The following is a 25818-nucleotide window of genomic DNA, read 5'->3' on the forward strand; positions in this document are numbered from 1 at the left end:
TCGAGCCGAGAATCCGTAGCACGTCGTGACGACGCAAATCCGTCGGCACTGCATGGGAATTGATTTGCCCGCTGCATCATTGGTGAAGCACTTCCGAGCACAAGGACAGAATAAGTTCAGCCCGCTCGATGCGCCGGTAAGGATCAGCTCCCCGAAGTCGGAATAGCTCTTCGCTTGATCAGTCTGTGCCCGCGCAATGCCAGCCCGTGTTCCCGTAGGGTCAACAGCCAGCCGTCGCGCGTGCCGATTCTCGCGGTGTCTTCAAGGAGCCCCTTGGCCTCTTCGGCTTTGGTGAGCTTGGCGTACTTCTGCCAGTGGGGGTGGTCGGTTGCGAGAAAGGTCTCCTTGCGATGGAGAACAGGTGGATTCCGAAAGCCGGTGTAGGTTCTGAGCTTGCTTCGAAACGTCTGAAGGTGGACGCCGTAAGCAGCCGCAAGGGCTGGGTGCGGATCCTTGTCGAACGTCGGATAACTCAGATAGGTGATCCTTGGTTCGTTTCGTACGAGCTTGACCAGTGTTGCGCCGGGGACCTCACCGAGATATCCGCGTGCACAGCCCTCGTAGAGTCGTAACAGCAACGGCAATTTTGGTACGGCCGACACATGGGCGTACAGCGCCGTCGGCAGGATCTTTCCCAAGGGCGAAGCGGCGCATGCCTCGTTGACGCGGTCAGGATGCCCGAGGGAGAACAGCAGGTCGTCCGCTCTGCGGCATGCTTCGGTGTAGGTGCCGAAGAAGGCTTTGACATCGAGTTGCATGTCCAAGGGCAGTTCGGCGAACTTTGGTCGTCCGTCGAATCGGGAGAGGGCCACGAAGACCAGCAGATCCTCAGTGCGGGACACCTGCGCCTGCTCCCAGACCATGGGGTCGCTGGACTGACGAAGTAACCGGAATGCCTTCTTCAGGCTGCCTAGGGCGTCCTTGAGCGCACGTGCGGCGGGCAGCTCCTCGAAGGCCGGCAGGCGCCCGCGCTGGCAAATGAAATTGGCCAACTGCTCAAAGAGCTCCCGGTGCTCAGTGAGCAGGCGCTCGCCGGCGCGCAAGCGGGGAGGTGCGGTGCTGCGCCGAAAGCGCGATGCCAGGAACTCCGCGCGCTCCGCGGCATCGCGAAAGACATAGAAGATGCCGGGGGCAGCGGCAATGCAGGGCGTTTCCAGCACCTGCTCTATCCAGGTACGAAGCTCCTGCTGTTCGAAAAACTTCTGGAACGTACCGAGTCGCGTCACGATGCCGTCACCGTACCTCCGACTGGAGGCAGCATCCGGCGCTTCGTCCGTCAGCCTGGCCGATACCACCAGCGTTCGCCTGGTGAGAGCCCAAGCCCTGGTCAGGGTGTCGCGCCTTTCTCTTGGGTTCTCGATGACATTGACGACGTAGCCGAGATTGACGACATCTGCATCCTGCAGTTCGCCTTTGGGGGCGTGGACAGGATCCCACCCCGAGCAGGAGATGCCGGCATCGGACAGCAGGCGGACATCCTTGCCGCGCCCGCAGCCATAGTCCAAAAGCGTCCGGTCGGCATTGAGAAGGCCGTCAGCCATCGTTCGCTGCAGGGGACGGGACAGTCCACTTCGGCTGATGGCCGTCTTGTGGCGGGGGATCTCGGCAGCCACGTGTCGCGCTTACCGGATGGCTTGGGAGACAAACGCCCCGATGCCATCACGTTGCTTTCGGTCGTTTGCCAGATACGCAATGCCGCGGTGCAAATGGAGACGGAACTGGGTGGCCAGAACATCGTCCTCGATCCCGAGTCCATCCTTCAGGCATCGTTCCTTCAGTAGCGCTAGATAGATTTCCTGGTATCGGCCGCCGAACACGCGCCAAGTCAGTTCGACATTGCTGTCCGCAGGGATCTTGGTCGGAGGCGGCATGGTGGGTTCGGCAAGCGACCGGCAAAAGGCCCAGCGACACAACACGTTCCAGTGCTCGATTCCGGTGTAACGTTTCAGCCGGATGAGCTGTTCCCTGGCCTGCTTGGAGAGACGAATGTGCTCAATGAACATTGTCTTGTTCCTTGCCCAGATAGCCAGGTTCGATCACGGTGCGGTTCTGCTGTTCGTCGAATCGGAGGTGGTAGGTTCTGCCGACCGATTGACTTAGGGCATCGTAATAGGGCCCCGTAATCTCCTCATCCGTGGACAGCAGGAGAACCTGGTGGCTGGCCTGAGGGAAGTAGCGCTTGACCAGATGGCCACGATGCACCGAATCCAGTCGTCCCAGCGGTGTATCGATCACCGTGGGCAGCGGACGCCCGGATGCTTTGCCCAAGCCCCACAGGATGGCGATGGCCAGCAGCTGGCGCTCACCGGCGGACAGCCGATCCGGCGTGGTCGGATTATCGTTGCCGTCGCGGATGTCCAACGCGAATGTCTTGGGATCAATCCGAATCCCTCCGATCAGGTCTCGCTTGCGTATGAGCTGGTGGAAGCTCTCGAGTACCAACTTCTCGATCCGTGCGACGTGGCGTTCCACGACCGCTTCCCGAAACTTGGTCAGCGTGTCCCGGACCTTCGCCGAGTGAGCCAAGATTCTCCGGGTATCGTCGCTGGCAAACTCTTCGCGCGCCCGCGCTTCGGCCATCCGGGCCTCACGTTCCCTCAGTTGAGCGAGCTCGCGATCACATCGAACGAGTTCCTGCTCTCGCGCATCCTGCTCATGGCGAAGGCGGGCGATCTCTGCGTGGGCTACGTCGCGCGCGGCAGACACATCGGCGATGACGTCGTAGGTGGGAGAAGAAGCCAGCAGACTCTGAACATGCGCCAGGGATGCGGAGGCATGCTGCTCGCGCTCTACCGCTGACTTCAGCTGCTCATTTGTAAGGTCGAGTTCCGAGGAGATCAGACTGGCGAGAAGAGATCTGGCCTCCGGATGCAGGTCAAGGCATATAGGCCGCGCTGCCTGCGAGGCTCGCTGCTCCAGCCGATTCCTCAGCGTGGATTGGATCTTCCGGCGCAGCGGTTGCGGGACTTCACCCAGGGCGGGCAGCGCCAGGATGGCCTCGTATTCTTCGGCGATGGCAGCCGACGTATCCCGGTTCCGGCGTGCGGCCTCCTCGTCTCGATCGCGCACGACGATCGAACTGACGAGGTCGGGCACGAGCAGGAGCGGAGCACTATCGGCGGCAAGCTCACGTAGTTCCCGCTGCGCTGCGGCGAGCTGCTGTTCGTGGGCGGCAGCACTGCGTTCCAGGTCTGTTCTCTGCTCGAAGATGCTTCCACCTTCACGGCGGAATCTCTCTTCGATGGCAGCAAGCTCCCGCTCTCGGCGATCAAGTACGTTGGTTGCGCTGGACTTATCCCGCAGCAGCTGCTGGCGCGAGCGGCTCAGCGATTCGATTCTGTCCCGTAGCTCATCGTCCTCCTTGCTCTGGGCAGGAGTGCTCGATTCCGAACGCTTCCTGCGTTCGAGTACTGAAAGATCCGTAGCCAGACGTTCGACGATGTCGAGCCCGAGCAGGTTCTGAACTGCTGTGGCGATCAGAGCAGGCGCGCTATCCAGCTCCGCGTAGCCCTCGATCTTCTCGCCATCAAACAGAAACAGATGCGCGATACGCGCCGGAATGAACTCCTCGACGTGCTCCGCCCAATGCTCCGTGGCAAGCTTGTCCATCTGGCCGTCGCGCAGAACGTGGAATCGTTCGCGGCAACCCGAATCCGTTACCTTCCAGGAGCGGTGGATGCGGTATTGCTGCTCTTCCCCATCGACGGTGTGCCGAAATACGAGTTCAATAGCCGCTTCTCGAGAGTCGGCGTCCCGATGAATGCATTTCGTCAGATAGTCGTTGTAGGCAAGCCCGTTTCGATTCGAGCAACGTGCGGCGTTGCCGAACAGGCAGAGCTGCAGTGCATCGAGTAAGGTGGTCTTGCCCCCACCGTTGAGTCCGCCGAACAGGATGATGGGCCGATTGGGATGGGTCGGCGTGAGTGTGACGGACTGTCGCCCTCCATAAACGCCAAAATTGTGAAGTACGAGTTCATCGAGCACCATTAGCTAATCGCTCCGGGAACGGATTCGTCCTCGCGCTCGTCGATAAGCTTCAGGTTCAACAAATCGTGTTCCTCGTCGTTGCTGCGGGCGCTCTTGAGAATTTCCTGTCGCCTCAAGGCGCGTTGTTCCGCATCCTCGGCGCTGTCGTAGAATCCCCTGCGGAATGCCTTCTCCAGTGACTTAAATAGCCCTGCGCGGCGAGCCATCGTTCGACTTTGCCGCTCGATATCCAACAGCTCCCGCGTCAGCTCGAAATGGATCTGGTCGTCGCCACAGATCTCCTTCAGAACACGCATCTCGTCCGCCCCAAGCACCAGATTGTCATCGAGGCGCGGGCCGGGGTAGGGGGCGCCCACGGCCTGCTCGTAGATGGCAGGCAGGTTGTCCTCGAGCTCGTGCTTCTCGAGAACCCACAGGCGCCGGATCTCCGCCAGTTCTGGCAATGTGATGAGCTCGATCGAACGAACGATGTCGGGGCCGTGTTCGCGGATATGCTTTTGCGCCTGCAGGACCTTGCGCAGCCAATGTTCCCGCGCCTGCTGCGTGTACGGCCCTGGGATTACCCGGTCCTTGAAGAGCTGCACTGCGCCATTCATTCGCCTGAAATCACGCAGCTTGCGATCGTCTGCATCGAGCTCGTTGCGCAGTTCCAGCAAGGGGAGCATCCACTCCTTCTCCTGATCGTTCTGGATCATGGCGTGCATCGACTTGTCTTTCTCCACAAGCGTGCAAACCCAGCATCCGAAACGACTGTCTCCGCAGCTGGGCGTCGACGAATCGATCACCAAGGGGCACTCGCCATCGGCTGAGGCGCCTTGGTACATGGTGAGTAGGTCCTTGTTCGGAAACCCCCAGGGGTTCTTGACCTGCATGAGGAACGTCCAGACGTCATCGTTGGTCCAGGTTTCCACGGGCGTGTAGACGTAGGAGTTCTGCAGGTTCGCGTTCGGCGACAGGCGCTCGCGGATGCGCTGACCCTCCAGGCGGTCCATCACGCGCGCGCGCGCATGGCTCTCGGCCTTGCGCATGCCCAAGACGAGAATCGCCTCGCCGCTTCTCTTCACGACGTCGGAAATGAATCGGTTCGAAGGATGGATCTTGAGCCGCTCCGTGCACCATCGGAACTTCGGGCGGGGCGCGGGATAGCCACGGCCGATCAAGTTCACCCAGAACGTGTTCGTCGGGTCCGGGGTCAGGCGATGCGTGGTGAATGGCAGCCCTTCGGCTGCGGCGCGGTCGGCCATGTGATCGAGGGATCGCGCCACCCAAGCGGCGACGATGGGATTCTCGACCAGCGTATCGGTGCTGATCACATACACGGGCTTCGTGCGCTCTTCTGCCGGCAGCTTGGACAACGCCAACCAAACCAACTGCAAGGTGGCAGTGGAGTCCTTGCCCCCACTGTAGCCGACGACCCAGGGAATGGAGTCGGCCCGATAGAGCGCGGTGATCTCTTCTAGCAGCAAAGAAATGGTTTGCTTGAAGCCTAGCTCCGCAAACGCACTCGCTACCTTCGCTGTCTTGGCCTTAGGCTGCACGGTGTCCCCTTGCGTGCGCATCCTCGTGCCGCTGCTCTTCTGGTGTGAGTTTCATACCCATTTTGGTTTTTATGAGGTTGGTGGTGAGGACCACGTTCTGGAACGACTTCGACACATTGCCGCCGATCGTGGCGCGGCCTTCCCATTCAGAGCTGGTCCGCTGCCAGTCAATCTGCCGTAAGCCCTTCAGCTTCGTTTTCCATGAGCCGCGCTGGGGCAGCATGTGGCCTGCGACACGGCCGAGCGCATGCAGCACGACGCCGTGCGCATGCAGGTACTGGTTTCGAAAGGCACCGGACGTCATGCTGCCTTGCTGGACGGCCTGCCATTCCGGGAACTGCGCGTAGATTTCTTGCCAGAACGAGACGACGAGCTCCTCGCGCTCCTGGGTGTCCAGGTCGTGATTGGCCAGCATCGCTCCAGTCGCGGTGGAGAGCGCGCTCAGCGTGAACAATGCCTTGGACCCAGGGGACAGGCTGGAGCGTTCCAACTCGATCAGAGGTTTCAGTTCGGGCAGCCGCTCGACCACAAGCTTGGCCAACAGCGCTTTCTCGTCGCGGTGGTCGTAGAGGACATTGAGGGAACGTGATGGCCGGATCGCATAACGATTGAGATCTGCGAACATTTGTTGGCACCGTGCTAGCCCACGATCCATAAAGAAGACGACGGCGATGCTCTCGTCCGCCAATTCCGGGCTTTCCTGGAGGGCCATCTCGATGGCAGCGCGGCGGTGCTGTCCGTCGTTGATGATGAATCGGGCCTTCATGGGGACGTGCAGCACGCCGAGGTCATCGCCATTGGGAGCGGCGTCGAAGCGGACATCGCCATCGAGCGAAGCGGTGATGGCAGAGAACACGTAACTGTCGCGGTTGCCGGAGATGTACTTGGCGATCTCTGGAAGACGTGCGCGATTCAACTGCCTCTGGGCACGAAGCTCAGGGACGAGCTCGGCTTCATTGAACAGGAACAGCTTGGGCAGAAGCCTGAGGGGGCACATCGAGACGTAGAACTCGCGCCCGGCCTGGATGCCGCGGATCGCAGGAAAGACGTACTCGAAGGCGCGGTCCATGGGATAGACTTTGTGGCTAGGGGCGCCCAATACTGTATGATCGGTGCCAAACTACGTCAAGGAAAGAAACGTAGTTTGTTACCAAGAGGCGACACAATGATGGAGAGGCCCCTGTACCTGGACTGCGCGGCAACGACGCCGGCCGACCCGCGCGTTGCGGAGGTCGTCGCACGCCTGCTGGTCGAGGAATTCGGCAATGCGGGCAGCCGCACGCACGAGTACGGGCTGATGGCCCATCGCGAAGTGGGACGGGCGCGAGATCGGGTCGCCGGGACATTGGATGCCGCCCCGGACGAGGTGATCTTCACCAGCGGTGCAACGGAAAGCAACAACATCGCCATTCTGGGTCTAGCCGCACCCGGTGTTGCCCGCAGCAAGCGCCACATCGTCAGTACTGCCATCGAGCACAAGGCCGTACTGGAGCCGCTGGCGCATCTTGCTGAAAACGGGTTCGATGTCACGCTCGTGAAGCCCGACCGGGCGGGACACGTCGACGCCGATGCATTGTTGGCCGCCATCCGTCCGGACACGCTGCTGATATCGGTGATGCACGGCAACAATGAGACAGGCGCGCTGCAGCCCATCACGGCGATAGCCGACGGTCTGCCTGAGGACGGTCCTTATTTCCATGTCGATGCTGCGCAGACCTATGGGAAGGAAACGCCTGCGCTGCGCCATAAGCGGATCGAGCTGATCAGTGTGAGTGGCCACAAGGTGTTCGGACCCAAGGGAGTAGGCGCGCTGCTGGTGCGGCGCCGTCGCGGGAATCGAATTCCCATACAGCCCTTGATGTGGGGTGGGGGGCAGGAACGGGGTCTTCGCCCCGGCACCCAGCCGGTGGCATTGATCGCCGGTCTAGGCCTGGCTGCGGAACTGGCGGAGAAAGAAAGAACCCGTCGGATGGAGATCTGCCAGCGCATGCGCAAGCAGGCCATCGCCGAGCTATCGCCGCTGGCTCCTACCATCCATGGCGATCCCCAGCGCGGTGTCCTCCCCCACATTCTGAGCATCGCGCTGCCCGGCATCGATTCTGAGGCGATCATGGTCGCGCTCAAGCACGTGGTGGCGGTCTCGAATGGATCTGCTTGCACATCGGCAAGCTATCAGCCGAGCCATGTTCTTGAGGCGATGGAGCTTTCGGAGGATGAGGTCGCCGGCACTGTTCGGCTTTCCTGGAGTCACCTCACCGGTGAGGTGCCATGGAACACGATTGTTTCAATCCTCGCTGACTTGCGTCTTTGAGTGCCGGATGGCCAACGCGGTATCGGTGGTAGGACGATCGGCGTTGCGCGTGTGACCTCCCATGAAGAGCGAGATCCGCCCCCCGTTCGCTGACTGGGTCATCCTTTAGATCCGGCGGTGATGCGGAAACTTTAGTACTGAGCACACACCTTCCGACCGGTTGAGCGCCGTCATCGTGGCGCCGATCGTTCCTCGCGGCGCCGAGTACGAGCTAGGTGCGAACTGAGCGATTCGCGCGCTGACGCTGGCAAGGTCTTGCCGAATGCGCACACGGACGCTGCCGCTCTCGTCGCCAAGCACGCGGGTCAAAAATGCGCAACGTCTGCAATAGCGTCCCGGCGTGCCGCCGTCGGGCTCGCGGGCTGCGCCCCACGCCTCGTGCCGAGTCGCGGCCATACGGCTTTGATCCCTGACGCCTTCGGCCCTAGTGGGCCTGCGCGCTCCCCTTGCCGCAGTGGGGTATGGGGCGGTCTTGCTGGTCCCTGCACCGTACCACGGCGTGCTCGCCGTCAAGGGCTACGCGTGCTCGCACGCTGGCGGCCTGCGGCCGTCTTCGACCCCTGACGGCTTGCGCTGCGCCGTGCTGGACCGACGCCGGGCAATTCCGCCCGAGCAACCGGAGACCCTCATGAGCGCATTCATTACCGACGAGCAGCGCTGCCTGCTGTTGGCCAATGGCCGCGAATCCCTTCAAAACCCGAGCTTTGACCCGAAACCCGTGGTCAAGCTTTTCACGCCGGATGCCAGCGCGACATGGCTGCTGTCCGAGATCGATCCGGACGATGATGATCGCGCATTTGGCCTGTGCGACCTCGGTCTGGGCAGGCCCGAACTCGGCTGGGTCAGCTTGCAGGAGCTGGCGGCGGTCCACGGACGGCTTCGCCTGCCGATCGAAGTGGACGTGTACTTCCGTCCGAATAAGCCGTTGAGCATCTACGCGCGTGATGCGCAAACACTAGGACGAATCGTCGTGTGAAAACTCGCGAGCGCGTCGTCCTTGGGCGGCGCGCTTGCCTCTGCTGTCTGGCCAGACTGCGAATTAGCCCTACTTCTAAGCAGGTGACATCGAGATTGTGTGAGTGAACGATGGCGGTCTTGCTGGTTGTTGCAGCCTACCACGGCGTTCTCGCCGTCAAGGGCTGCGCGTGCTCCCACGCTGGCGGCCTGCGGCCGTCTTCGACCCCTGACCGCTTGCGCTGCGCCGTTCTGGCCCGGTGCCGGGCAATTCCGCCCGAGCAACCGGAGCACGAAGATGTCGCACGAATCCATTTCGCTGACTGCCTTGCTGATGGTGCGGGACGCACGAGGCCGTCGCTATCGTCCGGCGACCGATGAGCAGATCCTCGAAGCGGCGCGCCAGGTGGTCGACCGCAAGATGCAGCGCGGCCTTGCGTTCAAGTCGCCGGCGGACGTCCAGGCGTATTTGCGGACCAAGCTGGCCAGCTTGGAGCACGAAGTGTTCGCGGTGTTGTTCCTCGATCAGAAGCATCGACTGATCGAGTACGTCGAGATGTTCCGCGGCACGATACATGAGGCGGTCGTGCACCCGCGCGAAGTCGTCAAGATGGCGTTGCGGCTCAACGCGGCGGCGGTGATCGTCAGTCACAACCATCCGAGCGGTGACCCGAGCCCGAGTGGCGCGGACCAATCAGTCACCTGCCGCCTCAAGGACGCGCTAGAACTCGTGGACGTGCGGCTGCTCGATCACATCATCGTCGGCGGTCGGTCTTCGGTGTCCATGGCCCAGCGTGGCCTGACCTGACCAGAGGGGGCTCCGGCCCCCTTTTTTTTTGCTTCGCCCTTTGCGGACGGGCGATTCGCCTTGGGAGCCGACACACGCTACGTGCGTGCCAACGGTGCGGATCGTGAGCGGCATGGGGCGATCTTGCTGGTTCCTTTACCGTATCACGTCGTTCTCGCCGTCAAGGGCCGCGCGTCTCGCACGCTGGCGGCCTCCGGCCGTCTTCGACCCTATGACGGCTTGCGCTGCGCCGTGCTGGCGCCGGTGCCGGGCAATTCCGCCCGAGCAACTGGAGAACGTCATGAACGACAAATCGCACGTCTCGCTCGAGCAGCGCGTCTGCCTTGTCTGCGGGGTCTCATTCGACACCGGGAGTGTGTTGTTGGACCTGCGGGTGCGCGCGCGTTTGGAGCATCGCACGACGACCGGCTGGGGGATGTGCATCGAGCACCAGCGGCTGGCCGATGAGGGCTACGTCGCGTTGGTCGAGTGCGATCCGGAGCGCAGTGGATTGTCGACGAGTGAGGATCGGGTCATGCCCGGTGACGCGTATCGGACCGGGCGCGTGGCCCATCTCAAGCGCGAGGTGTTCGCCAGGGTGTTCGCGAGGCCGCTCGCGCCGGACCAACCGTGCGTGTTCGTCGACGCGCGAGTGATCGAGCGATTGCAGTCGCTGGTGGCGCTGACGCCGAACTGACTGCGTTCCGTGCCTGCGGTGCGTCGCCCTTGCGGGCGGCGCACCTTCTTCTTTCTGCTGCGTCCTTGGGCGGGGCCTCCGCGCCTTCGGCGCTGCGCGCTTCGCTTGCGGGGGACGGCGCCATGTGCAGCCGTTGCCGACCGCGCCGTCTTTCCTGACTCCATCACCTTGTCGCGACTGTAGCGCGCGGCCACGCGCCATCAAGGCCCGCGCCGGGGCCGTGTCCTCGGCTGCGCCTGCGGGCCGCACCACCCCGTCGCTTTCCGCCTTGACGGCGCGCGGCCGCGCGCTCCTGGCCGTCGCGGGCGATGAACTCAGGAAAGACGGGGCAACGAGGCCGAGCCCGGGTCTCCGCGCCGACCCCACCGGACAACCGCGAAAAGCGGGCTCCGAATCTAGGAATCCGGTGGCGGTGTTTCGACAGCCAACCACGTCAGGAGAACCTTCATGCAACTGGCATCCCGCTTCGCTTCCCACTCTCCCGCGCTGCGCTCGGACGATCCGCTGTCCGATGACCAAATCCGTGCCGTGGTGCCTTCGATCTTCGCCGAGGCACCGCACGAAAGCCGCTCGCACCGCTACCGCTACATCCCCACGGCCGCCGTTCTCGCCAAGCTGCGCGGCGAAGGCTTTCAGCCCTTCATGGTCTGCCAGACCCGCGTGCGCAGCCATGACCGGCGCGACTACACCAAGCACCTGATCCGGCTGCGCCATGCCAGCCAGATCGCCGCCAGCGGCGAAGCCAGCGAAATCATCCTGCTGAACTCCCATGACGGCACGAGCAGCTACCAGATGCTCGCCGGGATGTACCGGTTCGTCTGCCAGAACGGTCTGGTCTGCGGCAACACCGTGGCCGACGTGCGTGTGCCGCACAAGGGCGACGTGGCCGGGCAGGTCATCGAAGGCGCTTACCAAGTCCTGCACGGCTTCGAGCGCGCCGAGACCTCGCGCGATGCGATGCGGGCCATCACCCTCGATGCCGGCGAGTCCGACGTGTTCGCGCGCGCCGCGCTGGCACTCAAGTACGACGCAGACGCACGGCCACCCATCACCGAGCGCCAAGTCCTGACGCCACGCCGCCACGAGGACGACCGCCGTGACCTGTGGAGCGTGTTCAACCGCGTGCAGGAACACCTGACCAAGGGCGGCCTGTCCGGCCGCAGCGCCAATGGCCGCCGCCAGACGACCCGGCCGGTGCAGGGCATCGATCAGAACGTGCGGTTGAACCGCGCGCTGTGGCTGCTCGCCGACGGCTTGCGCCAGCTGAAAGCCTGAAAAACCCCATGCGGCAGGGGCCAGCAGCCGCCCTTGCCGCTCTTCCCATGGCTGCATCCCCTGAACCGAAAGGAGCCATCCATGAACGCCATCACCCAAACCGAAGCCCGTGCCATCGAAACGGCCGCTCCGCTGGAAGTCGCCGACCCGACCCGTAACCTGATCCTCGTTCCGCTCTCGCAATTGCTGCCGCGCCGGTCCGCGCGCAACGCGCGCAAGACCGCGCGCGTGTCGATCCCGGAACTGGCTGCCAGCATCGCCCGCATTGGCTTACTCCAGAACCTCATCGTCATCCTCGCCGCAGATGGCGAACACTATGAGGTCGTGGCCGGAGACCGCCGCCTGACCGCATTGAAGCTGCTGGCAAAGAAGAAGCGTATCGGCACCGACCATGAGGTGCCGTGCCTGCTGGTCGCGGACGGTAGCGCCCGCACCATCAGTCTCGCTGAAAACCTGCTGCGCGAGCAGATGCATCCGGCTGACCAGTTCGAGGCGTTCGCCGCACTGGTCAAGGAAGGTCGGCCCGTCGAGGACATCGCGGCCGATTTCGGCGTGACGCCGCTGGTGGTGCAGCGGCGCTTGAAGCTCGCCAATGTCTCTCCGCGCCTGCTGACCGACTACCGCGCAGGTGACGTGACGCTGGAACAGCTGATGGCGCTGGCCGTGACTGACGACCATGCCGCCCAGGATGCCGCCTACTACGATGCGCCGACATGGCAGCGCGATGCGACCGCGCTGCGGGAGCGTCTGACCGGCGGCGAAATCAACGCCGCGCGCGACCCGCTGGCGCGCTTCGTCGGCGTCGATGCGTACGAGCAGGGTGGCGGCATCGTGCGACGCGACCTGTTCCGCGAGGACGTCTACCTCGCCGATGCCGCCCTGCTGGAATCGCTTGCGCGTGACCGGCTCACCGATGTGGCCGAGAAAGTCCGCGCAGAGGGGTGGGCATGGGTCGATGTCGCGCCGCGCGTCACGCATGCCGACTTGCAGGCGTTCCGTCGCGCCACGCGCGAGCAGCGCGAGCCGAAGCCGGCCGAGGCCAAGCGCATTGCCAAGCTGGAAGCGCGGGCGCAGGTTATCGAGACGCAGCTGGATGCCGAGGAGGACATGGACGAGGTGGCTGCGCAGGCACTGTACGACGAGCACGACCGCATCAGCGCTGCGCTCGCCGCCATCGCCGACTCCTTGCAGACCTACAGCGCGAAAGTGCGCGCGTTCGCCGGTGCCGTCGTCTCCGTCGATACGCAGGGCGATGTCGTCGTGCATCGCGGGCTACTGCAGGAGGATGTTGCTAAGGTGCTGCGCACGCTCGAACGCGATGGCGCTTCGCCCGAGGACGTGGCCGACGCTGCGCATGCAGCGAGCGCCGCCGCTCCGGCCAAGGGCGGCATGTCGGAGGCGCTGGCGCGCCGTCTCAGCGCGCACCGCACGGCGGCGTTGCAGGTCGAGTTGGCACGCAGGCCGCAAGTCGCGCTGGCCGCGCTGGTGTCCGAGCTGGCAGGAAGCCTGCTGCTGGACGGCGAAGGCACCGGCCTGCCCATCGGCGTGCGGGCCAGCGAGCCGGCCGCGCTTACGCGGGTCGCCGACGATCTTGCGCAGTCCGACGCGCTGCGCACATTCGACGCCTTGCGCGAGCGCTGGCGGCAGCGTCTGCCGGAGGACGGCGACGGTCTGTTCGACGTGCTGCTGGCGATGTCGGCCGAGCAGCTGGTCGAGCTGCTGGCGTTGTGCGTGGCGGCCACGGTCAACGTGGTCACGCCGAACGAGCACAGCGACAACGCCGACGTGCTGGCCCGCGCGGTCGCGCTGGACATGCGCGCATGGTGGACTGCCACGGCCGAGGGCTACTTCAAACACATTCCGAAGGCGGCCATCGTGACGGCGGCACCGCAGTTCGCCCCGAACTACGGGGCGCGACTGTCGGTGCTCAGGAAGGGCGAGTTGGCGGCCACCGCCGAGCGGTTGGCGGCTGGCACGGGCTGGCTGCCGCCGATGTTCGCGCGGCAGTCCGCGTGGATCGATCCGCCGCCAGCAGAAGGCGATGGCGACGAGAGACCGGAGGTCGAGGCCGCCCCGGATACGCCGCACGCGCTGGCCGCGTGAGTCCCGCAGCAATAAGCGCCCCGGCAGCGATGCCGGGGCGTTTTCGTTGTAGGGCGGCGGCGCGCCGCGGTCGGTCCCTGCGCGAGGCGCCGGGGGCGTGGCCGGACGCCGGGCGGAGCGCCGAGTCACCGCGCCCGGCTTGAATGCGCAAAGAAAAATCCGCCACGTCGCCGCCCGTGATCGGGCGGCGACGTGGCGTCCGCGCAAGTGCCTTGCGCGCGGTAGGGCGATCGGTGCCCGCCAACGCGGGCAGGATCTCGACGCGCACCGCCGCCGTGGGCGGGGCGCGTGGTGCGGTCTACGCCCCGCTGCGCTGTGACAGGTTGTGCGCGCCTTCACTGCCCTCGACGCTGGTGGGCGTGGCCGTCGATCGCGAAGGCCACGCCACCGACAGGTAGGGCCGCACTGCTAGTTATGGAACTTCCACGCCGCGCCTGGTACCGGATGCCGTGGACTGCGGCATGGGCGTCCTCGCTGCCCTTGTCGTTGGGGCACGGCCCTTGACCGCGTCAGGGAGCGAGCCGGCCAAGCCGATGCGCGGTGATGCCTAGTTCGCCACCGGTCCTTCCGGGAAGGAAGGCGTCGCACCCATGCGTCCTTTCAGCGTTGTGCATCCTGGCAGCGGATCGCTGCGCTTCGGTCCTCATGGCCGCAACCCTGCGCCGCAAACAATGTCCTCGGCGCTGCGCGCCTCATCGCCAACACATTCTTTGCGTCTCCAGGTCCTCCACTGCGTTGCGGTCGCTACGCGATGCAGCCGGCCCGACCCCTGCCTGCCGGATCACAACAAGGACGCAATGTCGCGGCCTTGTTCAACCCGAAAGGAGAAACGTCATGGCCAACATCGGCACCTTCACCAAGAGCGGCAACGGCTTCGCCGGCACCGTCCGCACCCTGAGCCTCAACGCCAAGGTCAAGCTCATCGTCAACGACAAGACCAGCGAGAACGCCCCGGACTTTCGCATCCAGACCGCGGGCGGATACGACCTCGGCGCGGCGTGGAAGAAGACCAGCGAAGCCGGCCGCGATTACCTGTCGGTGACGCTCGACGATCCCTCGCTGCCGACGACGATCTACGCCGGCCTGTTCGAGGACGATGAGGGCAAGTACACCCTGATCTGGTCGCGCAGCAAGTCGGCGGGCTGACCCGCCTCACGCGCCCCGCCCACGGCGGCGGGGCGCTTCGCTGTTGGGCGTATCGAACGCGGCAGCTACGCCGCTGCCGCCATCTGCGGTGCACGCGCTTGCGCGCACACCTGATCGAGCTGTTCTTCGACCAGCTCAAGGAGATCGACCACCTGCTCATCACTCAGCTCACTGGCGCGATCGGCGGTGGTGTAGTGGAGGGCCAGCAGGCCCACGAGCGCGCGTGCGCGCGATGCGTTGACGTCAATTTTCTCGAATCGCTCGATCACGGTGGATGGCAGCATCGCAGCAGTACCTTTGTCATGACGTGAGGCCGCGGCCGAGCGCCGCGGCGACGCGACTATACGCAGCTGATCGCCTCGACTGTAGCGCTGCCCGTTTCGGCCGCCGAGCCGCCATCGACGGGGCTCCTTGCCGGCAACCCACGCACGAGCTTTTGCCGTTGATCCGCTTTTGCGGATCGGCGTAAAGCCGGCGATCCGCATTCGTGCCTTTCCTGCATCGCGTAAGGCCGGCATTGCGGATACGTGTCTTTGCGGATTCCGTCGATTGCGGTTTTACGATTGCACATGCATGCGCGAATGCGGATCGCCAGCTGCGTGCATCGGCGAATCGACGGCAAAGATCGCCTCGTACTCGATCTCGGCCAAGCGCGATCAGGCGCATTGAGACCGGCTGGGTCTTACTCAAGACCGCGTGCGTCTTAATCAGGTTTCCGAAATGTTGCAGCGCCATGAAAACTGCAAAATCGATCCATGAACGGACGTGCGTTTTGTTGCAAGCTGACTCTGCCGTGCAGCGCATGCGGAAGCGCGGCCGTCGCATTCGGACGAATCCTGCAACGCTTCGGAGCCAATCGGTCTTGATCCTGCGCTTTCATCCAGTCCCCCCGAACGATCCGCCATGAAGCTGTAGCCCTCAACGCCCGCTGTGACGTGTCCTGCTGCTGATGACAGGAGGTTGCGTCGTGGGTGTGAGCATCGCGTTCTGCATTCCCATCGCTGCATATCTGTACGCGCTACACCTGGACGGGCCAGGGCTGGCGTGGGAGTACCTGCGTCGGCATCCGGACTACCGCCGTGACTGGCAGCGCCGCCGCCGACGCGTGGAAGCCGCGTGCCGCTGGGGCCTGCGTCTGCTCGAGGACCCTGATCTGGACGCACGCGAAGCGCATCCGGCCTGGTGCTCAGATCCCGCCTCGGTGCTGCTGCAGGCCGACGCCGATCCGCCGGCCGACGCGACCGCTTTTGGACTTTGGCAGCTCCCCGGCAGCAAGCAACTGCTCCACGACGGCTGCCGCTTGCTGCTGACTACGCGCTGGCCTGGCGGCCAGGTGCGCCTGGTCGTCGCACCGGGGCTGGACGACGGCATGGCCTACGTCTACGCGCTCCGCAGTTCGGCCGATAGTGGCGAACGCGCGCGCACGCTCGCTGGCGAACTCGCCAAGCTCGCCGCTGGCACCGAAGGTGTGTCGGCGGCCATCTCCCGGCCACGGCCGACCGCCGCCGCGCTGCTGGAATTGCACACGCTACAGGCGCTCGACGCCACCCTGGCGGGGGCGTCCTCGCGCGAGGTCGCCGAAGGCCTGTTCGGCGCCGAGGCCGTGGCCGAGGGCTGGCACGCCGATGGCGGGCTGCGCTCGCGCGTGCGCCGCCTGATACGGCGTGGCTGTGCGCTGATGCGCGGCGGCTACCGCCGCCTCGCCCAGCTTCGCTAGGGCCGTTTTGCCGGGTGCGCGAAACGACCCTGCGCAGGCCGCGCTGCATTTCTGACATTGCCTCCACTCGGCTGCACTGCTGCGGCCGGGGCTCCCGACCGATGGAGGCTCCCTCTCATGAGACCGGCTCCCTTGCGGCCTGCTGCCGCCGCCGCGGCTGCGCCCGCGCAACCCCCGCGCTACCTCAACAACGACGAAGCAGCCGCGTATCTGCGGCTGTCGCCGCGAACGCTCGAGAAGCAGCGCGTGATTGGAGGCGGCCCGCGCTTTCGCAAGTTCGGCCGCCGCGTCATGTACGCCGTCATCGACCTCGACGCCTGGGCTGATTCGCGCAGTTTCGAGGCCACGTCCGATCCCGAATATGCAGAGCATCACTCTGCCGACGGCCGTGCGCGCTGACCGGCGCGGGGCCGGAGCCGGTCTTGGGACGCCGCGAACAACTGGACCTGTTCCAAGCGCTGCCCGGCGACATGGCGCCGCGCGACAGCCAGGACCTCATGGCGTATCCCTTTTTCTCGCTGGCCAAGTCGCGGCGCACGGCGCCGATCGACTTCCGCAGCGGCGGCGTGACGGTGCGCGTGGAGGGTACCGCGGAGCACGGCATCGCATCGATTTGGGACGCCGACGTGCTGATCTGGGCAGCATCGCAGATCGTCGAAGCGCGCGATGCAGGCATTCCGACGTCGCGGCTGATGCGCGCGACGCCGCACGAGATCCTGCGCTTCATAGGGCGCGGGGTGTCGGTGCGCGACTATCAGCGCCTGAAGGCCGCGCTCGACCGGTTGCAGTCGACGACGGTCGCGACCTCGATCCGCGAGACCACCGGGCGGCGCCTGCATCGGTTCTCGTGGATCAACGAGTGGCGCGAGCGCGCCGATGCGCGCGGCATGCCGCTCGGCATCGAGCTGATCGTGCCGGACTGGTTCTACGCCGGCGTGCTCGACGCCGCCCTCGTGCTGACGATCGATCCTGCGTACTTCAGATTGACGGGCGGCATCGAGCGCTGGCTGTATCGCTTGGTGCGCAAGCACGGCGGGCGCCAGGCGCACGGCTGGCAGTTCGAGTTCGCTCATCTGCATCGCAAGTCCGGCAGCACGGCCAAGCCCCACGACTTTGCGTGCGATCTGCGCGCGCTGGTCGCGCGGCAGTCGCTGCCGGGCTACGTCCTCGGCATCGAGCGGATGCCGGGCAGTGGCGCCGAGTTGCTGACGTTCCGGCCCGTGCCGCCGACGGCACGGGGATAACCGGGGGACAGGCTGTGGACGGCATCGTGCTATCAGGCGTGCGAAGGCTCGTGCTATCAGGCGTGTCCGACTCGTGCTATCAGGCGTGCCGATGCCCCGTAAAGCAAGTAGCGGCGCGGGTTTGCGAGCCCTCTAACGTATCTAACTCAAAAGCTCTAACTTTTGGTGGAGCCGCGCCGGGCCGGTGGACAACTGCCGGACGGCGCCCGCAACGGCAACAGCGACAGCGGATGACACGCCGTTGCGCCAGGCGCGAGCCTGCGCGAGGTGCGCCGTGATCGTCGCCGTTCTGAACCAGAAGGGTGGCGTCGGCAAGACCACACTGGCCACCCATATCGCCGGTGAGCTGGCGCTGCGCGGCCAGCAGGTCATTTTGCTCGACGCCGACCCGCAAGGCTCGGCGCTCGATTGGACACAGCGTCGCGCCCAGCAGGGCTTGCCGCGGCTGTTCGGCGCCGTCGGCCTCGCCCGCGAGACCGTGCACCAGGAGGCGCCGGAGCTGGCCCGCCGCGCCGATCACGTCGTGATCGACGGCCCGCCGCGCATCGCCGCATTGGCACGCTCGGCGCTCCTCGCGGCCGAGCGCGTGCTGATACCGGTGCAGCCCAGTCCCTACGACGTATGGGCGTCCGCGGAGATGGTCGCGCTGGTCCGCGAGGCGCAGGTGTTCCGACCCACACTGCGTGCGGCCTTCGTGGTGAATCGACGCGTCGTGCGCACGGTCATCGGGCGCGAGGCACGCGGCGCGCTCGCCGATCAGCCGCTGCCCGCGCTGCGCGCCGAGGTGCGTCAGCGCATCGTCTTCGCCGACAGCGTGGCCGCGGGCCGTCTCGTGCGGGAGAGCGCGCCCGACAGCGCCGCCGCGCGCGAGATCACAGCGCTGGTCGACGAGCTGCTGCGGTGGCCGTCATGAGCGGCAAGCGCATCGGCATCGGCGCGCGCCCGCCGACGAATCCGCACGCCGAGGCGTGGATTCGGGAGGGCGATGGCGCCGCATTGCAGAAGGCCGACGTCTACACGGCGCGGCTGACGCTCGACATCACGCCGGCGCTGCGCGCGCGCATCAAGGTCTCGGCGTTCACGCAGGGCGTAACCGTCGCCGAACTTCTGCGCGGGCTGCTCGAGCGTGCGTTCCCGGAGGACAGGCCATGATCGCTTCCGCAGTCACGATGACCGACGCACCGATGCCGGCGCTTGCCGCGCTCGCCGGCCAGGGCGGCGAGACGCCGCTGACGCGCGTCTCGCTGGCCTATTACGACCAGCGGCTCAAGGTCTATCTGCGTTTCGGCGAGCCGCTGCACATCACCAGGATCGACCGCTGGCGCCGCGTCGCCGTGTTCGCGCCGCGCGCGGTGCTCGCGCGCGTGCGCTGGCAGGCCAACGCGTACGGCACCGTGCGCTGGCAGCTGATGGTGTTGCACACCTGTAGGCCGGACGAGATTGCGCAGCGCATCGCCGGCGTGGTGCCAGGCGCACGCCTGCTGCTGCATGTCGAGGGGGATGCCGCCGTGCGCGCCGTGCTTGCGCAGATCGACTCGATCGAGGCACTCGGCATCGCGCCGGCGGACGCGGCGCCGATGTACTGGCGCACGCTCGGCAACCGCCTCACCGCGCGTTTGCCGCTGCCGGCCTACACGACCGAGCGACACGCGGCCTGGCTCGCCGGGAAGGCGCTGCGATGACCGCCCGCATGCACGGCCGCCTGCTCGTCGCGCTGCTGGCCGCCGCGGGCCTCGCTGCGCTCGCCTGGGCGGCGTTCGTGCCGCCGGTCGCGCACCTGGTCTACAACCCGACGCCGAGCGTGGCGACCGGCTGGTACCGCATCGCGCCCGCCGACCTCACGGCACTGCGCGCCGGCGACGTCGTGCTGGTACGGCTGCCGCCTGCCGTCGCAGCGCTGGCCGAACGACGAGCCTATCTGCCGTCGAATGTGCCATTGCTCAAGCGCGTCGGTGCCGTCGCGCCGCAGCGCGTGTGTGTGCTCGGCGATAGTGTCAACATCGACGGCGTGCCGGCTGCCGCGGTGCTGCGCTCCGACCGGCGTGGCCGGCCGCTGCCGGCCTGGCGTCAGTGCCGCGCGTTGCAGGACGGCGAGGTGTATCTGCTCGGCACACATCCGGCTTCATTCGACAGCCGCTACTTCGGCCCGATCGATGCGTCCGCCGTGCTTGGGCGTGCGCAGCCGTTGTGGGTGGACGCGCCGCTATGAGCGCGGCCGACGCGCTGCGCGTCGTCGTGCCGCGCCACCGTGCAGCGCCGTGTCGACGCGCGTGCAGTTCGGGCGCCGCGGCGGCGCATGGCGCGCTGCCGCCGAGGCTGGTGTCCCGCGTGCAGGCCGCATGCCTCGCACGTGCCCGGCCGATGGCCGCGGCCGCGCTCGCCGGCGGTCCGGCAGTGCGATGCACAGCGCCGCCGGTCCGCCGTGGTCGACAGCGAAGGGCAGGGGCGAAGGCGAGAGCAACGGCGGAAGGCAAGACAAAAGGGGGCGGCACGCCGCCGCCCGCAAAGGCTGTCTGCACGTGGGGTAGATGCGGCACGTCGCGGCTACGCCGCCGTGCCGCGTCCGGCGCGCAGGGCGCGCCCGCACAGCGCAAATCACGTGCTTTGCACGCCGGAGCACGCCGCAGCGCGCCTTGGTGCGGGCCGTGAGCCGGCGCCGCGACGACGAGTTCCGGCCGCGCCCGAGCGCGCCGAAGGACCGCGGCCAGGCGTTCGTGACGCGGGTACTCGAGCAGGTCGGGCGCGCCGGCGGCAAGACCGCGGTACGCACGCCGGCGCTCGGGAAGGGGCGAGCTTCCGGTACCGGTCGGCGCCCCGGTTCGCGCCTCGGACGCGGGCATACCGCCGCCCGCTTCGCCGGCACCTCGCTGACGCCTAACGCCCGCCGCGTGGTCATCCAGACGCTGCTGGTCAACCAGCGGCTGGCGAGCCCGCAATCGCTCGCCAAGCACCTGCGCTACATCGAGCGCGACGGCGCCGGCCGCGACGGCGAGCCGGGCCGTGCCTACGGGCCGCACACGGACGACGCGGACCTCGATGCCTTCAAGGCGAGGTGCGCGGAGGACCGGCACCATTTCCGCTTCATCGTCTCGGCCGAGGACGGGGAACAGCTCGAGGATCTGCGCACTTACACCCGGCACTTGGTCACGCGCATGGAGGCGGACCTGGGCACGCGTCTGGACTGGGTAGCAGTCGATCACTGGAACACCGACAACCCGCACACGCACCTGGTGGTGCGCGGCCGCGACGACACCGGCAAGGACCTCATCATCGCCGGCGACTACATCGCCCATGGCTTCCGCCACCGGGCCGCCGAGCTGGCGACCGAATGGCTCGGCCCTCGTACCGAGCTGGAAATCCAGCGGACCTGGCAGCGCGAAGTCGAGCAGGAACGCTGGACCGGCCTGGATCGCACGCTGCATCGCGCGGCCATCGAGGGGCACGTCGCGATCGAACGGCTCAACGAACCGGCGCTCGCGCGTCAGCGGCAGCCGTTGCTGGGGCGCCTGCAGCAGCTGCAGCGGCTCGGTCTAGCCGACCAGCCGCAGCCCGGCGTCTGGCGGTTGTCGGCCGACGCCGAAAAGACACTGCGCGCGCTCGGTGAGCGTGGCGACATCATCCGCACGATGCAGCGGGCGATGCGCGGCCAGCCGCGCGAGCTGGCCGTGTTCGCGCCGGGCGATGGCGGCCCCGGCCTGATCGGCCGCGTGGCTGCCCGAGGCGTCGCCGACGAGCTGCGCGACAGCGGCTATCTGGTCGTTGATGGCCTCGACGGCAAGGCCCACTACGTCGCGCTGCCACCCCGGTCGGAACTGGCGCAGTACCCGGCCGGCGCGATCGTCGACGTCCGGGGCGCGACCGAGGTGCGGGCCGCCGACCGCACCGTCGCCGCGCTGGCGGCCGATGGGCTCTACCGCACCGATCATCACCTGGCGATCGCCCAGGGCCAAGCCGCTCCCGGCCGCGACGCGCACGAGGTGGTCGCCGCGCACGTCCGGCGGCTCGAAGCGCTGCGCCGCGCCGGCATCGTGGAGCGCGTGGCCGACGGGCTGTGGAAGGTGCCGGACGACTTGCCCGAACAGGGCCGCCGCTACGACGCGCAGCGGCTGGGCGGCGTGACCGTCGAGCTGCAAACGCACCTGCCGATCGAGCGGCAGACGCGGGTCATTGGCGCGACCTGGCTGGACCGGCAATTGATCGGCGGCGCGGAAGGCTTCGGCGATGCCGGATTCGCCGGCGAGGTCCACCAGGCGCTCGCCCAGCGCGCCGATTTTCTGGTCGAGCAGGGACTGGCCCAGCGGCGCGGCCAGCGCGTCATCCTGGCGCGCAACCTGCTGGCGACGCTGCGCGGCCGCGAACTGGCCGCCGAGGCGCAGCGGATCGCCGCCGAGACCGGCCTGGTGCACCGGCCCGTGGCCGACGGCGAGCGCGTCAGCGGCATCTACCGGCGCAGCGTGCAGCTGGCGAGCGGACGGTTCGCGATGCTCGACGACGGCATGGGCTTCGCGTTGGTCCCGTGGAAGCCGGCTATCGAGCAGCGGCTGGGACAGACACTGGCCGCGACGATGCGCGGCGGCGGGGCCACGTGGGAGTTCGGACGCCAGCGCGGGGCAAGCGTTGGTTGACTGAGGGCCGCTCAGGAAACCTAGCTTGTCCCGCGCGGCGACACCCTATAGTGCGGACAGTCTGGAAGTCGGCGTGAACCTGATGTCACCCAGGCACGCTTTGCGCTTCGCCTCGTCCGCTTCGTTTAAGACGCACTCGCGAACAGCCTGCGCCGTTGGGTCGAGACGACCGGCAAAATCCGGATCAGCGCTCAGCTTCCCCTTGGCGAATATGGCCATCTGCGAGTGCAAGATGGACCTCAAACGATCCGAGCGGATCGAGCCGTACAGACGTCCCGCAGCAATGGTGAGCTGGTCGACGACGAACACATGCGCCGCATAGGATTTCTCGGGGGACTTGCGCTGCCCGTCGTCGTCGAGAATCGAAGAAGTGAACTGCACCAGCTCCTCGACGGCGTTCTCTGCTGGTGTCGATATAACCAAGGCCGCCAAAGTCAGCCCTGCAGCGAGAGCAACGAACGCGCCAACGAAGAATCCCGTAACGAACCTATACTTTTTGAGCAAATTCATCGCAATCTCCAATCGACCTGATTCCTGGATTAACGAAAGACAATGAAGGGTTACCCGGGCACAAATTCCACGTAGCAGCCGATCAGTTCGCCTCCGACAAATGAACAGACCAGCCAGTGCGAGCCAGTCGTGTAGCTGACCTGGTTCGATCCGGGGTGCGGCGTGACCGTGACGCCCCCATTGTTGTTCGGAATGCCATTGGCTTCTTGTAGTGGGTTTCCATCCCTGTCCTTCGCGGTTCCTTCGAGGTACCTGCAGCCAGATGTGACGAGAGGGTTCAACTGAAAGCTGGCGACGTCCCCGTTGTTGAAAACCACATGCACCGTCGGACCTCGACCGAAGTAGTAAGCAAGCACGCTCATGAGGTTGCCCATCGATGCTGGTCCGATCTCTCCCGCCTGCCACGCGGGATTCAGCGCGCCCATTGCGTTGTTGCCGAGCGCACACACGGCGGGCTGCAGTCTTTCTGCGAAAGAATCGAATCCGGCATTCTTAGGGCCAGGCGCGATAATGGGTTGCTTCCCGTGCGTCATCACAACAGCGGCGAACTGGTCTTGTACTGCCTGCGGCTCTTGCATGGAGTAATTGACGGTTGCATACGCCGATGGCGTGCTGTCTCCATCCACAACCGCTTTAGGAGTCTCAACGGGCACACCCAGCACTATGTATCCCTCGACATTCTGGACGCTGACGCCTTCGTCCGTACCTGTGGGATTACTGGGATACTGGTTGTTGGTCACCGATACGCGATAAACCTTGGAAGTGTTGACGTTGCCAATTTCCACCTCGAATGTTCCGAGGCGGTTGCCCACCCACGCAACCGCAGCGTTCTCGAATTGAGTTTGCGTTGAGCAATTGTTGCAAAGTGCCCACGACTCGACAGTGGTGGCGCGCGCTGCGGCGCAGTGAATTCCTAAGTGCATCGTCAGCAGGATGGTCGTGAGCTTCACAAATGCTTTCATTTCCGGGTTCCTTGTCATGGTGCCAACTAACCGCAGCAGCGGCGATGAAGTACAAGGGCCTTTTACCGGCCTGTTTCTGTTACCCGAACGTGAGGTTTCTCCCTAATAACTCGACAAAATTTCGGCTTATCCGATGATGAGGTTCGCTGGATAGGCGTACGCGTACGCCCTCTCGGAATCTTGAGGTACTAGAACGCCGGCGTCGGCGCGTGGCGCCAGCGCATCGGTAACGTCCTTTAGCTTGCCGGGAACCGGCTTTTGACGATCACGGATTTCCTTGTTCGTCAACGTGCCTGAGCGCGCGACGCCTGCCGAGGCGATTGAGGGCGAGTCCTGCCTCTCGGGCGAGCTTGGAGTCTGAGTAGTCGGCGGCTGCGTAGGCGGCTCGACCGTTGGTGGCTGGCTTTGTGCACGATCCTTGGTTGCAACAACACCGACAGCGCCCAAAATCATCGCTGCCACGAGCATCAACCATGTCCAACGTCTCACGCTACCACTCCTGCGGCGCTTGTCGTTGCAGCAAGTTGCGCCCGATGCATCTCGCATCCATAGATCGGCGCAGTTAGTTCAGACGCGCTTCGCCCAATTCTCGGCGTGTTTCCCCTGAAAGCTGCTCATGCAGCTGGGACGAAGGCTGTGTTGCAGCGTACGGAACGCGACAACGATGTCAACGGAAAACTTGTAAAGTTTCGCTTTCAATCCGTACGCGGCGGAAGCAAGACTGGCGTGCTGCTTCTAACGAGGCAAGCTGGCGAAAGTCCGGCATCAAGCGCAGACCAGAAAAGAGATGCCCCGCTCGCCGCTTGGCTTCCAGCCGGGCGAGCGGATCCTTCCGCACGCGAGAACGCTGACTGACGGGGCGGGATCAGGATCGCGTCTTCCCCGTTTGCCCACAATGGCAAATCGTCTCGTCGGCGTGTAAGAAATTTCTTACAAGAGACCGGGAACTTTCCCGGCAATCAGTCACCGGTCGTCAGTCGCCTATCCGGCTGTCCTCCCGTCAGTGTGGCGCCGGCCAACAGACGAGGCAGCGCGTTGCCGTCGAATATCAGGCAGCCGCCTCAGAAGTCGGAAACACGCGCGCGGCAAGGAAATCGACCAGCACCCGCACCTTCGGTGAGGGATACCTGCTGGCTGGCCACAGTACGTGGAACTCACCCGTGCGCTCGACGTGATCGGGCAGTACCGGCAGCAGCTTGCCGTCGGCCAGCGGCTCACGGATTGCGAAGTCGGGGAGGCAGGCGATGCCGCGGCCCCGCAGTGCGAAACACACACGCGTCTCGATGTTGTTGCAGATCATCGTCGTCGGCAGCGGCAGTTCCTGTTCGCCGGGCGCGCGGCGCAGTGGCCAGGCTTCCAGCTTGCCGCTGTTCGGATAACGGTAGTGCAGGCAGGCGTGTTCGAGCAGATCATCAGGCGTTCGCGGCACGCCGCGTTGCGCCAGGTAGTCGGGCGAGGCGACCAGCAGCGAGCGAAAAGCGCCCAGCCGGCGTGCCGTGAGGCGCGAGTCGGCCGGGCTCCCCGTCCTGACGACGGCGTCGAAGCCTTCCTCGATCACGTCGACCATGCGGTCGGTGAAATCCAGGTCCAGCTCGATCTCGGGATAGGCGGCCATGAAGTCGCCCAGCACCGGCAGCACCAGCGAACTGACCAGCGGCAGGCTGACGCGCAATCTGCCGCGCGGCATGGCGGAGGCCTGCGACAGTTCCTGTTCGGCCGCCTCGATCTCGGTCAGGATGCGGCGGCTGCGTTCCAGAAACAGCGTGCCCTCGGCCGTCAGCGTGACGCTGCGCGTGTTGCGGTGGACCAGGCGCACACCTAGCTTTTCTTCGAGCCGCGCCACCCGCTTGCCCACAGCCGAGGCCGACACGCCCAGCAGCCGGCCGGCCGCGACGAAGCTGCGCGTCTCGGCCACCTGCACGAAGACGGTGAAGCCGCTCAGGCTATCCATGCGGGATCTCG

At 65.6% G+C, this 25818-nt stretch carries 24 protein-coding genes; 15 read left to right on the forward strand and 9 right to left on the reverse strand.

Translation table 11 applies throughout. The features are described 5' to 3' along the window. Positions 1-143 precede the first annotated feature (143 nt). The 5 genes from LAJ50_RS02370 to dndB are packed head-to-tail and all read right to left on the reverse strand — an operon-like array spanning position 144 to position 6594. The gene (locus tag LAJ50_RS02370) at positions 144-1613 is read right to left on the reverse strand and encodes a DNA phosphorothioation-associated putative methyltransferase (protein WP_138652058.1); all 1470 of its coding nucleotides are present in this window, start codon (positions 1611-1613) and stop codon (positions 144-146) included. Positions 1614-1622: 9 nt separating this feature from the next. Beyond that, on the reverse strand, positions 1623-2003 hold the full coding sequence (gene dndE, locus LAJ50_RS02375) for a DNA sulfur modification protein DndE (protein ID WP_138652060.1): 381 nt from the start codon (positions 2001-2003) through the stop codon (positions 1623-1625). After that, complete coding sequence (dndD, locus tag LAJ50_RS02380) at positions 1993-3987, reverse strand: DNA sulfur modification protein DndD (RefSeq protein ID WP_138652062.1); 1995 nt, start codon at positions 3985-3987, stop codon at positions 1993-1995. The genes dndE and dndD overlap by 11 nt, the downstream gene beginning before the upstream one ends. Then, the gene (dndC, locus tag LAJ50_RS02385; RefSeq protein ID WP_138652064.1) at positions 3987-5546 is read right to left on the reverse strand and encodes a DNA phosphorothioation system sulfurtransferase DndC; all 1560 of its coding nucleotides are present in this window, start codon (positions 5544-5546) and stop codon (positions 3987-3989) included. The genes dndD and dndC overlap by 1 nt, the downstream gene beginning before the upstream one ends. Continuing rightward, a complete protein-coding gene (dndB, locus tag LAJ50_RS02390; protein WP_138652066.1) occupies positions 5515-6594 on the reverse strand; it encodes a DNA sulfur modification protein DndB in 1080 nt (359 codons plus the stop codon). The genes dndC and dndB overlap by 32 nt, the downstream gene beginning before the upstream one ends. Before the next feature lie 36 nt (positions 6595-6630). On the opposite strand from dndB, the gene dndA reads away from it, so the two are divergent. The 7 genes from dndA (at position 6631) to LAJ50_RS02425 (ending at position 14798) form a co-directional block, all read left to right on the forward strand. Then, positions 6631-7836 (forward strand): cysteine desulfurase DndA, encoded by a 1206-nt coding sequence (gene dndA / locus LAJ50_RS02395; RefSeq protein WP_224096441.1) that lies wholly within the window; start codon positions 6631-6633, stop codon positions 7834-7836. A gap of 628 nt (positions 7837-8464) precedes the next feature. Then, on the forward strand, positions 8465-8812 hold the full coding sequence (locus LAJ50_RS02400; RefSeq protein WP_138652068.1) for a DUF2958 domain-containing protein: 348 nt from the start codon (positions 8465-8467) through the stop codon (positions 8810-8812). 276 nt (positions 8813-9088) lie between these two features. Next, the gene (gene radC, locus LAJ50_RS02405; RefSeq protein WP_138652070.1) at positions 9089-9598 is read left to right on the forward strand and encodes a DNA repair protein RadC; all 510 of its coding nucleotides are present in this window, start codon (positions 9089-9091) and stop codon (positions 9596-9598) included. Between the two features lie 280 nt (positions 9599-9878). Beyond that, positions 9879-10274, forward strand: coding sequence for an ATPase (locus tag LAJ50_RS02410; RefSeq protein WP_138652072.1), 396 nt, complete (start codon positions 9879-9881; stop codon positions 10272-10274). 447 nt (positions 10275-10721) lie between these two features. Next, a complete protein-coding gene (locus tag LAJ50_RS02415; protein ID WP_138652074.1) occupies positions 10722-11549 on the forward strand; it encodes a DUF932 domain-containing protein in 828 nt (275 codons plus the stop codon). 81 nt (positions 11550-11630) lie between these two features. Next, positions 11631-13652 (forward strand): ParB/RepB/Spo0J family partition protein, encoded by a 2022-nt coding sequence (locus LAJ50_RS02420; RefSeq protein ID WP_138652076.1) that lies wholly within the window; start codon positions 11631-11633, stop codon positions 13650-13652. Between the two features lie 834 nt (positions 13653-14486). Beyond that, on the forward strand, positions 14487-14798 hold the full coding sequence (locus tag LAJ50_RS02425; RefSeq protein ID WP_138652078.1) for a DUF736 domain-containing protein: 312 nt from the start codon (positions 14487-14489) through the stop codon (positions 14796-14798). A 65-nt stretch (positions 14799-14863) separates the two neighbouring features. On the opposite strand, the gene LAJ50_RS02430 is transcribed toward LAJ50_RS02425, so the two are convergent. Beyond that, a complete protein-coding gene (locus LAJ50_RS02430; protein ID WP_138652080.1) occupies positions 14864-15283 on the reverse strand; it encodes a hypothetical protein in 420 nt (139 codons plus the stop codon). Positions 15284-15771: 488 nt separating this feature from the next. On the opposite strand from LAJ50_RS02430, the gene LAJ50_RS02435 reads away from it, so the two are divergent. From LAJ50_RS02435 to LAJ50_RS02470, 8 genes are all read left to right on the forward strand, one after another. Then, complete coding sequence (locus LAJ50_RS02435; RefSeq protein ID WP_224096442.1) at positions 15772-16515, forward strand: DUF2285 domain-containing protein; 744 nt, start codon at positions 15772-15774, stop codon at positions 16513-16515. A gap of 117 nt (positions 16516-16632) precedes the next feature. Then, positions 16633-16914 carry a helix-turn-helix domain-containing protein gene (locus LAJ50_RS02440; RefSeq protein WP_138652083.1) on the forward strand — a complete coding sequence of 94 codons (282 nt, stop codon included), beginning with the start codon at positions 16633-16635 and terminating at the stop codon, positions 16912-16914. Beyond that, positions 16911-17759, forward strand: a complete 849-nt coding sequence (locus tag LAJ50_RS02445) for a replication initiator protein A (protein WP_224096537.1) — start codon at positions 16911-16913, stop codon at positions 17757-17759. Before LAJ50_RS02440 ends, LAJ50_RS02445 begins: the two co-directional genes overlap by 4 nt. A 274-nt stretch (positions 17760-18033) precedes the next feature. Beyond that, positions 18034-18672, forward strand: coding sequence for a ParA family partition ATPase (gene parA / locus LAJ50_RS02450; protein WP_138652084.1), 639 nt, complete (start codon positions 18034-18036; stop codon positions 18670-18672). After that, on the forward strand, positions 18669-18911 hold the full coding sequence (locus tag LAJ50_RS02455) for a chromosome partitioning protein ParB (RefSeq protein WP_138652085.1): 243 nt from the start codon (positions 18669-18671) through the stop codon (positions 18909-18911). Before parA ends, LAJ50_RS02455 begins: the two co-directional genes overlap by 4 nt. Further along, entirely contained in the window at positions 18908-19441 is a 534-nt protein-coding gene (locus LAJ50_RS02460; protein WP_138652087.1) for a DUF2840 domain-containing protein, read from the forward strand. Before LAJ50_RS02455 ends, LAJ50_RS02460 begins: the two co-directional genes overlap by 4 nt. Beyond that, the gene (locus LAJ50_RS02465) at positions 19438-19968 is read left to right on the forward strand and encodes a S26 family signal peptidase (protein WP_138652088.1); all 531 of its coding nucleotides are present in this window, start codon (positions 19438-19440) and stop codon (positions 19966-19968) included. Before LAJ50_RS02460 ends, LAJ50_RS02465 begins: the two co-directional genes overlap by 4 nt. Positions 19969-20404: 436 nt before the next feature. Beyond that, the gene (locus tag LAJ50_RS02470) at positions 20405-22384 is read left to right on the forward strand and encodes a relaxase/mobilization nuclease and DUF3363 domain-containing protein (RefSeq protein ID WP_138652092.1); all 1980 of its coding nucleotides are present in this window, start codon (positions 20405-20407) and stop codon (positions 22382-22384) included. 45 nt (positions 22385-22429) lie between these two features. On the opposite strand, the gene LAJ50_RS02475 is transcribed toward LAJ50_RS02470, so the two are convergent. The 3 genes from LAJ50_RS02475 to LAJ50_RS02485 all read right to left on the reverse strand — a co-directional run bounded on the left by LAJ50_RS02475 (position 22430) and on the right by LAJ50_RS02485 (position 25807). After that, a complete protein-coding gene (locus LAJ50_RS02475; RefSeq protein ID WP_138652094.1) occupies positions 22430-22894 on the reverse strand; it encodes a hypothetical protein in 465 nt (154 codons plus the stop codon). A 50-nt stretch (positions 22895-22944) separates the two neighbouring features. Next, positions 22945-23856, reverse strand: a complete 912-nt coding sequence (locus LAJ50_RS02480; protein WP_138652096.1) for a hypothetical protein — start codon at positions 23854-23856, stop codon at positions 22945-22947. Between the two features lie 1048 nt (positions 23857-24904). Then, on the reverse strand, positions 24905-25807 hold the full coding sequence (locus LAJ50_RS02485; protein ID WP_138652098.1) for a LysR family transcriptional regulator: 903 nt from the start codon (positions 25805-25807) through the stop codon (positions 24905-24907). Between the last annotated feature and the right edge of the window lie 11 nt (positions 25808-25818).

Source organism: Pseudoxanthomonas sp. X-1 (genome assembly GCF_020042665.1).
Lineage (GTDB): Bacteria > Pseudomonadota > Gammaproteobacteria > Xanthomonadales > Xanthomonadaceae > Pseudoxanthomonas_A > Pseudoxanthomonas_A spadix_A.